The organism is Paenibacillus puldeungensis (assembly GCF_042678945.1).
Classification (GTDB): Bacteria; Bacillota; Bacilli; order Paenibacillales; family Paenibacillaceae; genus Fontibacillus; species Fontibacillus puldeungensis.
This window is the reverse complement of record NZ_JBHTLM010000002.1, coordinates 239,396-252,425: the sequence shown is the minus strand read 5'-3', so window position 1 is coordinate 252,425 and position 13,030 is coordinate 239,396. Positions and strand designations below refer to the sequence as shown.

At 47.9% G+C, this 13,030-nt stretch carries 12 protein-coding genes; 6 read left to right on the top strand and 6 right to left on the bottom strand.

Annotated elements, in window-relative coordinates; translation table 11 throughout:
* Window positions 1-56: 56 nt before the first annotated feature.
* Window positions 57-965 (top strand): EamA family transporter, encoded by a 909-nt coding sequence (locus ACFQ3W_RS03860; RefSeq protein ID WP_379316794.1) that lies wholly within the window; start codon window positions 57-59, stop codon window positions 963-965.
* An 83-nt stretch (window positions 966-1,048) separates the two neighbouring features.
* On the opposite strand, the gene ACFQ3W_RS03855 is transcribed toward ACFQ3W_RS03860, so the two are convergent.
* Together ACFQ3W_RS03855 and ACFQ3W_RS03850 are read right to left on the bottom strand one after the other, a co-directional pair.
* Entirely contained in the window at window positions 1,049-1,438 is a 390-nt protein-coding gene (locus ACFQ3W_RS03855; protein WP_379316792.1) for a tautomerase family protein, read from the bottom strand.
* A 29-nt stretch (window positions 1,439-1,467) separates the two neighbouring features.
* Window positions 1,468-2,229 (bottom strand): DeoR/GlpR family DNA-binding transcription regulator, encoded by a 762-nt coding sequence (locus ACFQ3W_RS03850; protein WP_379316790.1) that lies wholly within the window; start codon window positions 2,227-2,229, stop codon window positions 1,468-1,470.
* 251 nt (window positions 2,230-2,480) lie between these two features.
* Here ACFQ3W_RS03850 and iolA point away from each other — a divergent pair, with 251 nt between their 5' ends.
* The 4 genes from iolA to fba all read left to right on the top strand — a co-directional run bounded on the left by iolA (window position 2,481) and on the right by fba (window position 7,312).
* Window positions 2,481-3,944, top strand: a complete 1,464-nt coding sequence (gene iolA, locus ACFQ3W_RS03845; RefSeq protein WP_379316788.1) for a methylmalonate-semialdehyde dehydrogenase — start codon at window positions 2,481-2,483, stop codon at window positions 3,942-3,944.
* 21 nt (window positions 3,945-3,965) lie between these two features.
* Window positions 3,966-4,931, top strand: a complete 966-nt coding sequence (gene iolC / locus ACFQ3W_RS03840) for a 5-dehydro-2-deoxygluconokinase (RefSeq protein WP_379316786.1) — start codon at window positions 3,966-3,968, stop codon at window positions 4,929-4,931.
* 118 nt (window positions 4,932-5,049) lie between these two features.
* Window positions 5,050-6,384: a gluconate:H+ symporter gene (locus ACFQ3W_RS03835; protein WP_379316784.1), complete on the top strand. Its 1,335-nt coding sequence runs from the start codon at window positions 5,050-5,052 to the stop codon at window positions 6,382-6,384.
* A gap of 67 nt (window positions 6,385-6,451) precedes the next feature.
* A complete protein-coding gene (gene fba, locus ACFQ3W_RS03830) occupies window positions 6,452-7,312 on the top strand; it encodes a class II fructose-1,6-bisphosphate aldolase (protein ID WP_379316782.1) in 861 nt (286 codons plus the stop codon).
* A gap of 94 nt (window positions 7,313-7,406) precedes the next feature.
* Here the strand turns inward: fba and ACFQ3W_RS03825 are convergent, their stop codons facing one another.
* On the bottom strand, window positions 7,407-7,619 hold the full coding sequence (locus tag ACFQ3W_RS03825) for a DUF378 domain-containing protein (RefSeq protein ID WP_379316780.1): 213 nt from the start codon (window positions 7,617-7,619) through the stop codon (window positions 7,407-7,409).
* 150 nt (window positions 7,620-7,769) lie between these two features.
* On the opposite strand from ACFQ3W_RS03825, the gene ACFQ3W_RS03820 reads away from it, so the two are divergent.
* Entirely contained in the window at window positions 7,770-8,672 is a 903-nt protein-coding gene (locus ACFQ3W_RS03820; RefSeq protein ID WP_379316778.1) for an AraC family transcriptional regulator, read from the top strand.
* A gap of 384 nt (window positions 8,673-9,056) precedes the next feature.
* Here the strand turns inward: ACFQ3W_RS03820 and ACFQ3W_RS03815 are convergent, their stop codons facing one another.
* The 3 genes from ACFQ3W_RS03815 to ACFQ3W_RS03805 all read right to left on the bottom strand — a co-directional run bounded on the left by ACFQ3W_RS03815 (window position 9,057) and on the right by ACFQ3W_RS03805 (window position 12,871).
* Window positions 9,057-10,577, bottom strand: a complete 1,521-nt coding sequence (locus ACFQ3W_RS03815) for a flavocytochrome c (RefSeq protein WP_379316776.1) — start codon at window positions 10,575-10,577, stop codon at window positions 9,057-9,059.
* Between the two features lie 262 nt (window positions 10,578-10,839).
* A complete protein-coding gene (gene splB, locus ACFQ3W_RS03810; RefSeq protein WP_379316774.1) occupies window positions 10,840-11,865 on the bottom strand; it encodes a spore photoproduct lyase in 1,026 nt (341 codons plus the stop codon).
* A gap of 139 nt (window positions 11,866-12,004) precedes the next feature.
* The gene (locus tag ACFQ3W_RS03805; RefSeq protein WP_379316772.1) at window positions 12,005-12,871 is read right to left on the bottom strand and encodes a helix-turn-helix transcriptional regulator; all 867 of its coding nucleotides are present in this window, start codon (window positions 12,869-12,871) and stop codon (window positions 12,005-12,007) included.
* Window positions 12,872-13,030 lie beyond the last annotated feature (159 nt).

Sequence of the window (13,030 nt, the reverse complement as noted above, 5' to 3'; positions counted from 1 at the left end):
CTATTTATAGAGGGCGTTTGTCAACTAATCTACAGCAAGGAGAGTAAGTGAACGTTATGTGGTTTTTATTCGCTTTATTAACGGCTTTTGCTTGGGGGGGTGCGGATCTCTTTTACAAAAAAGGCAGCGACAGCAATGACCGGTACAGCCATATCAAAATTATCATTATGGTTGGCCTGGTGATGGGGATCCACGGAACGATTTACATGCTTAGCAAAGGCATTGATTTTGATCCTATGGAAATGGTCCGCTACTTTCCGGTATCTGCTATGTACATCTTATCGATGGCCATCGGTTACATCGGGCTCCGCTACATCGAGCTGTCGATTTCATCTCCGGTACAAAACTCCTCCGGTGCCGTCACGACCATCCTGTTATTCCTGTTTTTCACCCACCATTTAGGTATCATTGAAATATTAGGGGTTGTCCTGGTTACACTGGGCGTCGTAGGACTGGCCATCCTGGAAAAAGTGTCGGAGCGTGAAGCACTGCAGGCGAGCTTGACTCCGGCAGATAAAAAATACCAGATCGGCTTTATGGCAATCATTTTCCCGATCTTGTACTGCATCATCGACGGACTCGGCACCTTTGCCGACGGTATTTACCTGGATGAGCTTAAGCTGATCAGCGAGGACTCGGCTCTGCTGGCCTACGAATATACCTTCTTCATCTGTGCGGTGCTTGCCTTTACATATCTTAGATTTATCAAAAAACAGCCGTTTCACTTCGTCAAAGAACGCGTGAAGGGATACGCCGCTGTGTTCGAAACGGCCGGTCAGTTCTTCTACGTATTCGCCATGTCCAGCAATGCGATTATTGCGGCACCTTTGATCGCCTCTTATAGTATTTTCTCGATTATCCTGTCCCGAATCTTCCTGAAGGAGCGGCTGAACAAGCAGCAGTATGCGGTCATAATAGTAGTTATCGTGGGGATTGCCCTGTTGGGGCTGGCGGATGAGATGTAGTGTGCGGCCGGACTACGGCAGTATAAAAAAGAGACCGACACCGGTCTCTTTTTTCTGCTATTCAAGATGATTGTTCGTTTCCTTTACAATTTGCCGGTGATGAACTGGGCTTCTCCCATGCCGAAGCTCCAATCGGCGTCGCTGTTTTCGGTAATCGACACCACTAAATTTTCCGGCGATAGGCCGCATTCGGATTCAAGCTTTGAGGCAAGCAGAGCGTACAGCTTCTCCTTCTGACTCGTTGTTCTGGCTTTGCTGACGATGCTGATCACGACCACCTCACGGGTGCGTGCAAATCCCAGGCCCGTATCCTCGATCACGAGCTCATTCGCCGGATGCTGATGTACAATCTGGTAACGGTCGCTTGGCGGTACATCAAAAGCTTCAACCACGGCACCGTGCGCCGTATCCAGCAGTTTTCTCAGAGCCTTGTCATCACGGCCCTCGATTAAATCAAATCGCAACAGTGGCATTTCAATCCATTCCCCCATCTTCTCTATAGTTACTCATCTTCCGCCTCATACAGCGTAATATCTTTTTCTTTGCAGTATTTTGCATATTCCTCCGGAACCCCCGGAGAGGTTACAATCGCTTCCACCGCATCAAGCGGCGAATAGGTCAGAAGCGTTGATTTTCCGAATTTGGACGAGTCCGCCAGCAAATAAATATGCTGGGCCTTTTCCGCAATCCTTTTCTTAATCTCATACTCCATTACGTCGGAGTTCGTTAAACCGCTCGCGATCGACACGCCGGTGGCCGCCATAAAGGCCTTGTTAATATTGTATTTGTCCAAAATGTCCAGGCCGTCATTGCCTACAAAAGACCGGGTGTCCCGTTTGTACATATTCCCGATCACCAGTAAAGAAATATGCTCCAGATTCGCTGCGGCATTAATAATGTCAAGATTGTTTGTCAAAATCGTCAGCTTGGGCAGGCGCGGCAAATACTCAAGCATGCTGCGGGTCGTGGTTCCCGAATCGATAAAGATTAACTCATTTCCTTCAACAAACTGCGCGGCTCGTTTTGCAATAGCCTTCTTATCCGTTTTGTGTGTAATATCTCTATTCTCAAAGGGGATAAGGTTCTGAGAAAGCGAGGTGACGCCTCCGTATACTTTCTGGATCGTCCCTTTCTCTAAAAGATTGTTGATGTCGCGGCGTATGGTATTTTTGGATACGTCAAAATAATCGCATAGCTCATCCAAAGATACAGTCCCATGAGCATGAATATAGTCCTCTAAATCCTGCAACCGTCGTTCCCTCATATGCTATACTCCTATCCTATTGATACTAGAAATATAACATATAACCAAAATGTAATCAACAGTTAACAAACATGATTGCATTAAATTAAAAATATTGACACGTCACCATAATCATATTACTATTTACCCAAAAGATGACCAACATAATACCAATCAAATGCCAGTTATTGACAATGAGTTGCCTAACTAATAACACAAACTTAGCATAAAGTTGGACATCTTTTGTACGAAACAGAGAAGGGATGGACGAAATGAGTGAGGTCAAAAAGCTGAAGAACTACATTAACGGGGAATGGGTAGACAGCCATGCAAGCCATTTTGAAAACGTTGTCAACCCGACGACTAAAGAGGTGATTGCCGCCGTTCCCCTATCCCCTAAGGAAGATGTTGCGCTTGCCGCTGCTGCCGCCGAGGCCGCCTTTGCTGCTTGGAAGAACGTTGCTGTGCCGCGCCGGGCAAGAATTTTGTTCAATTACCAGCAGCTTCTCATGAAAAACAAAGAAGAGCTGGCTCGTCTCATCACACTGGAAAACGGTAAAAATCTCAAGGAATCGCTCGGCGAGGTACAGCGCGGCATCGAAAATGTCGAATTTGCTGCTGGGGCTCCAACCCTGATGATGGGCGACTCCCTATCCTCCATCGCCACGGATGTGGAGGCCGTCAATTACCGCTACCCTGTCGGAATCGTCGGCGGGATTGCCCCGTTCAACTTTCCAATGATGGTGCCGTGCTGGATGTTCCCTATGGCGATCGCGCTGGGCAATACGTTTATTTTGAAGCCGTCGGAGAAAACGCCTCTTTTGACGCAAAAGCTTGTTGAGCTGTTTACGGAGGCCGGTTTGCCCAAGGGTGTGCTCAATGTCGTTTATGGTGCACACGATGTCGTCAATGGCATGCTGGAGCATCCTCGGATCAAAGCCATTTCCTTTGTCGGCTCCAAACCCGTCGGCGAATATGTGTACAAAAAGGGAAGTGAAAACCTGAAGCGTGTGCAGGCTTTGACCGGCGCGAAAAACCACACCATCGTGCTTAATGACGCCAACCTCGACGAAACGATCACCAACGTTATCTCCGCCGCCTTCGGCTCTGCCGGCGAAAGATGTATGGCCTGCTCGGTCGTTACCGTGGAGGAAGGCATTGCTGATGAATTCGTTAAACAGCTGAAAGAGCGGTCTATGGGGCTAAAAATCGGGAACGGCCTGGAAGACGGGGTTTTCCTGGGGCCAGTCATCCGGGAAGAAAACCTGAAGCGGACCCATCGATACATTGAGCTGGGCATTGCAGAAGGGGCCGAATTGGTTTGTGATGGCCGAACTAATGCTCCTGAGCAAGGGTACTTTGTCGGGCCTACCATTTTCGACCATGTCACGACTGACATGACCATTTGGAAGGATGAGATTTTTGCGCCAGTACTCTCGATTATTCGCGTGAAAAACCTGGAGGAAGGCGTGAGGGTGGCCAATCAGTCCGAATTTGCCAACGGGGCCTGCCTGTTTACGAATAATGCCTCGGCGATCCGATATTTCCGGGAAAACATCGATGCGGGCATGCTGGGCATCAACTTGGGCGTTCCGGCACCAATGGCCTTTTTCCCATTCTCAGGCTGGAAGTCTTCTTTTTACGGTACGCTGCACGCCAACGGCAAAGACAGCGTTGATTTTTATACAAGAAAGAAAGTCGTCACCGCCAGATATCCAAAACCTTCGTTTGATTAATCCAGAAAAGGAGCGCTTAACATGTCACAAAATGAGAAAAAGTACGACCTGATTGCCCTCGGCCGAGCCTGCATCGATTTAAATGCGGTGGAATATAACCGTCCTATGGAGGAAACGCACACCTTCTCCAAATATGTGGGCGGTTCCCCCGCCAACATTGCTATTGGCAGCGCTAAGCTGGGCCTCAAGGTAGGATTTATCGGCAAAATTCCCGACGACCAGCACGGCCGTTTTATTCAGAAGTTTATGGCGGATGCCGGTGTGGATACGTCGGGTATGGTCGTAGACCGGGAAGGACATATAGCGGGACTTGCGTTTACGGAGATCAAGAGCCCTGAGGAATGCAGCATTTTGATGTACCGTGAAGGCGTCGCCGACTTGTATTTGCAGCCTGAGGAAGTCAACGAAGATTATATCAAGCAGGCAAAGGCGCTGCTCATATCCGGAACGGCCCTGGCGCAAAGCCCGTCCCGGGAAGCCGTCTTCCAGGCAATTAAGTTTGCGAAGAAGCATCAGGTCGATGTCATTTTCGAACTGGATTACCGCTCCTACACCTGGAAATCGGTCTACGAAACCTCAGTATACTATTCCCTCGTTGCCGAGCAAGCCAACATCGTCATCGGAACGAGAGATGAATTCGATATGATGGAGAATCGTAAAGGCGATAACGCCAGTACGGTGGGTTACCTGTTCCGGCACCAAGCCAAGCTCATTGTCATCAAGCACGGCGTTGAAGGCTCATATGCCTATACCAAATCGGGCGAAATATATCATGGCACAGCATATAAGAGTAAGGTTTTGAAAACCTTTGGCGCAGGAGATTCCTACGCTGCGGCATTCCTCCACGCACTGATGTCCGGGAAGGACATTCAAACGGCCCTGCAATACGGCAGCGCCTCGGCCGCTATCGTCGTAAGCAAGCACAGTTGCTCGGAGGCAATGCCGACGATTGCTGAGATTGAGGCGTTGATCAAAGCGAATGCATAACCGATCTGCAGTTCAACGAGGTTAGGGCCCGCTTTTTGGATTAGTTTTCTTCTGTCAATGTAGAAAGCGCTTTAATTGTTCCGCACAATGTGACAACATTTGCTTAGGAGGCGACCACATGCCCATCTTAATCGTAGCTCTCGGCGTTATTATCCTGTTGTTCCTGATTATGAAGCTTAAGCTCAACACCTTTGTATCCCTCGTCATCGTTTCCGTGATCGTTGCGCTATGTCTCGGCATGGATATGACCAAGATCATCTCTACCATTGAAACAGGGATCGGCGGCCAATTAGGCCACTTGGCGCTCGTGTTCGGCTTTGGCGCAATGCTTGGTAAACTGGTTTCTGATGCAGGCGGCGGTTATCGCATCGCCACGACACTCATTGACAAGTTCGGCCGCAAGCATATTCAATTTGCCGTTGTTATTGCCTCGTTCATTATAGGTATCTGCTTGTTCTTTGAGGTCGGCGTTGTTCTGCTCATTCCGATTGTCTATGCGATAGCCAAAGAGTTGAAGATGCCTTTCCTGTACCTCGGCATTCCGATGGCTGCAGCGCTTAATGTCACCCACGCCTTCCTGCCTCCGCATCCGGGTCCGACCGCCATTTCCGTCGCATACGGCGCAAATATTGGACACGTACTGCTGCTTGGTATTCTTGTCGGTATTCCAACTACGATTATCGCCGGTCCTTTGTTTAATAAATTTGCGATGAAGTGTTTCCCGGGCGCTTATGAAAATAGCGGAAATATTAGCGCGCTTGGAGAGCGCAAGGTTTATAAGCTGGAGGAAACCCCTGGATTCGGAATCAGCGTATTAACGTCTCTCTTCCCGGTAATATTCATGGGAGCTTCCACGATTTATGCCCTGTTGTTCCCTGGCGATTCCAAGGTCAAAGAAATCATTGCTTTTATCGGTTCCCCTGGCGCAGCCATGCTGATCTCCCTTTTGCTTGCCGTTTATACGATGGGTATATCCCGTAAAATCCCGATGAAAGAAATCGGGAACACGCTGACGACATCGATTTCCCAAATCGCCATGATGCTGCTGATCATCGGTGGTGGTGGCGCCTTCAAGCAAGTGCTGGTAGACGGCGGCGTCGGCAAATATGTAGCTACCCTGTTCAGCAACTCGAGCCTATCACCGCTTCTGATCGCTTGGATCATCGCGGCTCTCCTGCGGCTGTGTCTAGGATCGGCAACCGTAGCCGCACTGACAACCGCCGGTCTGGTTGCCCCGATGATGGCGGCAGGTACGGTCGACCCGGCACTCATGGTGCTGGCCACCGGTGCAGGCAGCGTTATCGCCTGCCACGTCAACGACGCCGGATTCTGGATGATCAAGGAGTACTTCGGCTTGAGCATGAAGCAAACCTTCCAGACCTGGACACTACTCACTACCGTGCTCTCTGTTACTGGACTTGGTTGCGTCCTGTTGCTCGGTGTTATTATTTAAACAACAATCATCTGTTACCTTGTATATCTTTTTACGTAAACGATTTGGAGTAAAGGGGAGGGCAACCATGACTCTAATATCAATGACTGACATGCTGCAGCGCGCTCAAGCTGGCAAATACGCTGTGGGGCAATTCAACATCAACGGGCTTCTGTGGGTGCAGGCGATTTTGCAGGCGGCGGAGACCTCCAAATCACCGGTTATTTTAGCCGCCTCAGATCGGCTGATCGACTATCTCGGCGGCTTCAAGACGATCGTGGCGATGGTCAACTCCATCATGGAGGAGCAGCGGGTCACCGTTCCCGTTGCCCTCCACTTGGATCATAGCTCCACGGTATCCCACTGCAAGCTTGCCATCGATGCCGGCTTCAGCTCCGTCATGTATGACGGCTCTCATGAGCCTATCGAAGTGAATATCCAAAATACGAAGCAGGTTACCGCCTATGCTCATAAACACGGCGTCACCGTGGAAGCTGAGGTTGGAACCGTGGGGGGCATGGAGGATGGACTTGTCGGTGGAATCCGTTATGCGGATTTGAACGAGTGTGTAAGACTGGTGCATGAAACCGGCATTGATGCCTTGGCCGCCGCACTCGGCTCCGTCCACGGCAAATACCATGGTGAGCCTAAGCTTGGATTCCGAGAAATGAAGGAAATTGCGGAAGCGGTGCAAGTGCCGCTCGTACTTCATGGCGCTTCCGGGATTCCCGCACATCAGTTGCACCACGCGATCGAGCTCGGACATGCAAAAGTAAACTATAACACTGAGCTGCTTACTTCCTGGGCAGCCGCGGTTCAAACCTTTATGCAGTTTAATCCGACGGTTTATGAGCCCAGAGCGATGATGACACCCGGGAAAAATGCTCTAGTTACAAAAGTAACGGAACTGCTCCAGCTATTAGGTTCCACCGGGAAAGCTAAGTCGTAATCGGAAGCTGGTTCATTAAAAAAACTTAAATGGCCGCTCGTCCATGGTGGGTAACTGGACCGAGCGGCCTTACTCTGCTTAGAAGCAGCAATACCTATCTAGCGCGTTCCTCGCTGCTTACATTGTTGAAAAATTTAAACGAATAGATCGCGCAAATACCGACTATCACATAAATAAGCCGGGATAATGCGCTATTCGCCCCTCCAAAAATCGCAGCAACCAGATCATATCTAAAGAGACCTATCAACAGCCAGTTCAGTCCGCCAACAATCAGCAAAGACAGTGCCACCACATTTAACGTCTTCATTTACGCCAGCTCCTCATACATAATTTATTCATTAAGCAAAATTCCCAATATGAGCAAAAATTATGCATCGGCATTTTCATCCCTTGCTATAATGAAAACAGCAACACAGGACAGGTTAAATTCTCCTTCTGGATTTATAGTTGAGGTGTTATGAGAACCAATACAAGGATTGACTGGCATCGTAAAGTAGAGGAAGCCATACTTCGCATCATGGGCGCTTTGGACGAACCTCTGGACTTCCGGCAAATTTCCACTGAAGTATACTCATCTCCGTATCATTTTCATCGTAAGTTTCGCGAGCTTACCGGTGAGAACGTGCATGAGTGCTTAAGAAGATTGCGTATGGAAAGAGCCATGCACTTGCTCCGTACGACGAACAGAGAGATCACAGACATCGCGTTCGACTCAGGCTATGAAACGTTGGAGTCCTTCTCCAAAGCGTTTAAGCGTGTCTACGGGCTGTCCCCGACAGATGCCAGAAAACTTTCCGACTGGAGAGGCCGCATCTATTCCTCTGTCGGGCTCCACTACAGTGAGAGACAGCAGCTCCATTGGTTCTACTTAAACCCTGAAGGAGTGAATTCATTGGAAACGAAAATAACGTCCTTTGCACCAAAGCGCGTCGTAGCCGTGGAGAATGTCGGTGACTATTGGGGACTTCCCCATGCCTGGGAAAAGCTCATGCATACCGTAGAGCAGCATCAGCTTTTTCCCTATATTCGAGGCAGCATGTGCGTGTTTCCTGATCATGACCCGGCCATCCCGATGGAGAAGAAACACTCTTATGCCGCCGTGGTTGTAGATACCGATTTCGACAATACGTATGGCCTGCAAGATATCACCCTACCGGAGGGCCTTTATGCGGTAACCGTCCACTTCGGCTCCTCGGAAGAGATCGGCCCGACCTGGGATCGCTGGATGAACGAATGGCTGCCGGACAGCGGATGGAAGGTGGATACGTCCAGACCGAATTTTGAATGGTACCAGAACCAGTGCGTTCCCCCTGAGCTGCAGCTCACCTTCTTATGTACGGCAGTTGTGAAGATGGATTGAGGTTCCTGCCTTTATTAGGGGAGCCACAAGTGAACCACAAAAATTAAGGGTAAGAAATGGCCTTATTTAAGGGAAAGTGAGGTCTTTACCCTAAATAGGGGAATTTTATGGTCCTATTATTTGCCGTAAGCGTCAAAAAGGCTGTTTTCGTGGAAGCCGCGGTGGAATAGGGCCATTTTTTACCCCTAATATTATTGAAAAGAGGCCATTTGGTAAAAATAAGGCCATAAATTCCCCCTATTTTTCTGTTTGCCTAAGTTCGACCGAAGCCGCCTTTGGCTAGGTATGAAAAAAACTGCACCTCCAATGCTAGACAACATCTAACAATAGAGGTGCAGTTCATTTCAAACGATATTAAATTAGCGTTATGCACTAACGCATATCTTATTTTGCTGCTTTAACGAATTCAGCTGCTTTGTCGCCTGCTTGATATCCGAAGATTACGATATCAGCAACCGAGTTACCGCCGATCCGGTTTTGGCCGTGCAATCCGCCAGTTACTTCACCAGCTGCATACAAGCCTGGGATTGCTTTTCCTTCTTTAGTCAGAACTTCCGTGTTCGTGTTGATTTTCACGCCGCCCATGGTGTAGTGGATCCCTGGAGCGATCTTGGTAGCATAGAATGGGCCTTGGGACAAATCGTGGTCCATACCGGTTGATCTGCCAAATTTCCAGTCATTTTTTTGTTTAACAGCGATATTCCATGCTTTCATGGTGTAGTTAAGCTGCTTAGCAGGAACACCCATTTTCTTAGCCAATTCTTCAATCGTTTTGCCTTCTACAATCAAGCCCATTTTTTGATATTGGGCGATCGCTTTTACGCGGTCTTTCACGCCGGAATCAAATACAATCCAAGCATATTTCTTAGGAAGTGCATTGATGGCTGCAGTAACATTGTCTCGAGTATCCATTTCATTGTGGAAACGTTTAGCATCGCCGTATACAAGAATTCCACCCTCACCGCGAACAGCTTCGCCGATCAGGTACGATTTAGCTTGGTTGACTGTCGGGTGAACTTGGATTTGATCCATATCAACCGTGTAACCGCCAGCTTTTTCGATCATTGTGATGCCGTCGCCAGTGCTGCCTGGTTGGTTAGTAGTAACATAACCTTTCAGGTCTGGTCTATATTTGGTCATCATATCAAAGTTAGCGCCGAAACCGCCAGTTGCTACGATGACAGCATTTGCAGAGATTACTTTTTCATCTTTTTTGTCGAAAACGACTTTAACGCCGGTTACTTTACCGTCTTTTTGCGCAATTTCTTTAACATCCGCATTTACGAACAGCGGAATGTTATTTTTGTGCACATTTTCAACCAAACCTTTAACAAGGTATCCACCTACTGCGGAACCATCTGTAGGACGGTGCGTACGTTTCACACTCATACCGCCGGTAATCGTCAGGTTGTCCAAACGAATGCCGATGGAATCGAGCCAGTCGATGGCTGCTGCGGAATGGTCAACGAAATAACGAAGAAGATCTTTGTCGTTCGTGCCTTTACCGCCTTTAAGTGTTTCATCATAGAAAAGATCATTGCTGTCTTTAATGCCTTGCTCTTTTTGGAATTTCGATTCAGAAGCATTCATACCGGAAGAAGACTTGTTGGTATTCCCGCCGGCCGTTTCCATTTTTTCAAAAATAACTGGGTTCATGCCTTTTGCTTTGGCTTCGATCGCCGCAGTCATCCCTGCGCCGCCTGCACCAACGATGATGACGTCATATTTGTCCTTGAGTTGATCAAGTGGTGTGTACTCAGATTTCGATGCCCCGGAAACGGCTTCCGTTTTCGGTTGTTCTTTCGTCGTACTGCCCTCGCTCAAATATTTCCCGTTGCCGCAGCCCGAGATCACAAGCGCAAAGGACATGATGAGAATTAGTGCTGTTGCTACGTTCTTTTTCATGGTTTACCCCCCACTAATTAATTGATTCCCCTTCTTCTGAACTAAAAAAACCGACAAAAAAGCAGGGCGTAATTCAGGATACCCCCGACTTGTAATGTTTTTCTCTTTAGTTCTCGCATACTATTATATATAGTGCCTCTTTTATTTATTGTGAAGTTTTTCACATCAATAACTACAATTTCCCCTGGCAGATCATAACCTACGGTTTATTCCGTCTGCCAGAGGGAGATCGCTCGGGGTAAATTGTGAGGAGGCCTGTCACTTAAACAAAATACTCAATCCGGGCCTTGGGAAAATGCTCTTGAATCACCTGCTGAAAAAGCTTCTGAAACTCCTCGACCGTTTCCGCTTTGTATACGTATTTAAACCTGCCGTACCTTCCCCACTTCAGCTGCCGGTCCTCCTCTTCCATATCCAGCTTCGTTTTAGGATAGCGTTTTAGAATTGTACTTTTGGCGACTTTGGTGAAACGGTGCTGAATCAGTTCGAAAGTCAAATCCACGATATCGATATCCTTCAATCGGTCATGCAACTTCGTAATAAGCTCCATATATCCGTCCTGCCATCCTTCATATTTCATGATAGGAGCAATAATGAAACCTAACGGATATCCCGCTTCTGCTACCCGCCCTGCTGCCTCGATCCGCTCCTCGAAGCTAGAGGTAGCCGGTTCAAAGTTTCGAATGACATAGTCGGAATTAATCGAAAAACGAATTCGCGTATTCCCTCCGTGGTGAACATCCAACAAGGAGTCGATATTCGCAAATTTGGTCACAAACCGCAGATGTCCAAAATCCTGCTCGGCCATAAACTCGATATATTTCCGTAAAGCTCCGGTCAAATGCTCCAGCGATACCGGGTCTCCTGTACACGCCGCCTCGAAATGGGTGATGTCCGGTTTTCGCTCCTCAATGTACTGTGCAGCTCTGTCTAAAATCTCGTCCAGATTTACGTAAATTCGGATATACGGCTTGGAGCTCATCGTAGTTTGCAGGTAGCAATAATGGCAATGTCCCGCGCAGCCTGTTGCCAGGGGAATAGCAAACTCAGCTGATGGCTTGGACGTGTCGAAGTCAAGCGTTTTCCGTACCCCGACGACCAGCGTCCGTTTGGCGTTGCGATATTTTTCCGTTTCGGTTTCCCCTGGGATGCTGGTGACCCGGTTGTGCGAAGTTGTCATTTTGATTGGGGTCCCCACGCTTTCAAAATGGGTATAAAGGTTCGCTCCCAGCGGATAATTTAAAGCGTCCGGCTCAAAGAATACCAGGTCAGGATCAAATCGTTGCAAAGCATACGCCCCCCATTTTTAAAATAGATGGGCCTTATTATTTGTTGCAGGTTGCAGTTACTATTCCTATTAAAATGGAGGACCCTTGTGAGCAATACAGATGGGCTTGCCAGACGATCGCATAGTGTTTTTCCCTTTATCATTTAGCTGATTTATCCGCATCGGTCTGATGCAGCATGCGAAATCTCGAAGGCGTCATTCCCTCAGAGCGTTTAAAGCAAGTAATAAAGTAGCTGGACTGGGAAAATCCCGATTCCAGGGCAATATGCTTAATGGTCAAGCTCGTGGAGGATAAGAGTTGTTTGGCGTGAAGCAGGCGTGATTCCAACAAAAAATCGGAAAAAGACATGCTAAACATCCGGTTAAATTGGCGACTAAAATAGTGGGTGCTGTAACCCGCAGTTGCAGCAGCTTGTTCAAGGGTAATGGGTTCAAAGCTGTGTGACCGGATGTAATTAGCAACGGACCTGATTCGGTCTGCGCCTTGACCGGCGGAAACGTTTAATTGGGTGGAGGTCGACAGTATTCTGAGCAAAAGTTCGTAGAGGGTTGAAGCTATTGCATATTCGTCCTCGACTTGAAAGTTTCTGCCCAATTGCAGCATCCGATCCAATATAGCTTTGATCGAAGGAAGGTCGGACAAAGCAAACAGCCAGGGATCGCCAATTCCTTTGCCATTCAACAATTCCTCTAAACGAAGTCCATAGAAGTGAACCCAGCGAATGTTCCACGGTTCGTGGAAATCGGAGTAATAACGCTGTCTAAGTCCGGGGCCATAGAGAAAGCCTTGCCCAGCAGTCAGTTCGTAGGTTCTCCCTTCTGTATGGAGGTAACCTTTGCCGTTAAGTACAATGTGTAAATTATAATAAATGTCCAAATGATTTTCTTTGGTTTGGAATTCACGGTTTACGGCGTGCTCCGGAAAATCACTGTATCCACCGATAAAATCGGGAAAACAAAAGTGTCTTGGAAACAGGGGTTTGGGAAGAAAGATATGTTCTCGCATCGCACACCTCTAACGCAATAATTTTGAATTAAATGCTATATAGATTTGTATCTTTAAAGTTTTCACGACCAAGCAATGACAATATTTTAATACATATCGCACGGATTTGAAATTTAAATTCAATTTGGCAGCTAATAGAATGGTAATAAGATCAGGATC

Excerpts from the sequence above, each read along its gene's own strand:
- ACFQ3W_RS03805 (WP_379316772.1), bottom strand. The coding sequence starts at position 12,871 with ATGCGAGAACATATCTTTCTTCCCAAACCCCTGTTTCCAAGACACTTT.
- ACFQ3W_RS03860 (WP_379316794.1), top strand. The coding sequence starts at position 57 with ATGTGGTTTTTATTCGCTTTATTAACGGCTTTTGCTTGGGGGGGTGCG.
- iolC (WP_379316786.1), top strand. The coding sequence starts at position 3,966 with ATGTCACAAAATGAGAAAAAGTACGACCTGATTGCCCTCGGCCGAGCC.
- iolA (WP_379316788.1), top strand. The coding sequence starts at position 2,481 with ATGAGTGAGGTCAAAAAGCTGAAGAACTACATTAACGGGGAATGGGTA.
- ACFQ3W_RS03835 (WP_379316784.1), top strand. The coding sequence starts at position 5,050 with ATGCCCATCTTAATCGTAGCTCTCGGCGTTATTATCCTGTTGTTCCTG.
- fba (WP_379316782.1), top strand. The coding sequence starts at position 6,452 with ATGACTCTAATATCAATGACTGACATGCTGCAGCGCGCTCAAGCTGGC.
- ACFQ3W_RS03820 (WP_379316778.1), top strand. The coding sequence starts at position 7,770 with ATGAGAACCAATACAAGGATTGACTGGCATCGTAAAGTAGAGGAAGCC.
- ACFQ3W_RS03855 (WP_379316792.1), bottom strand. The coding sequence starts at position 1,438 with ATGCCACTGTTGCGATTTGATTTAATCGAGGGCCGTGATGACAAGGCT.
- ACFQ3W_RS03850 (WP_379316790.1), bottom strand. The coding sequence starts at position 2,229 with ATGAGGGAACGACGGTTGCAGGATTTAGAGGACTATATTCATGCTCAT.
- ACFQ3W_RS03825 (WP_379316780.1), bottom strand. The coding sequence starts at position 7,619 with ATGAAGACGTTAAATGTGGTGGCACTGTCTTTGCTGATTGTTGGCGGA.
- ACFQ3W_RS03815 (WP_379316776.1), bottom strand. The coding sequence starts at position 10,577 with ATGAAAAAGAACGTAGCAACAGCACTAATTCTCATCATGTCCTTTGCG.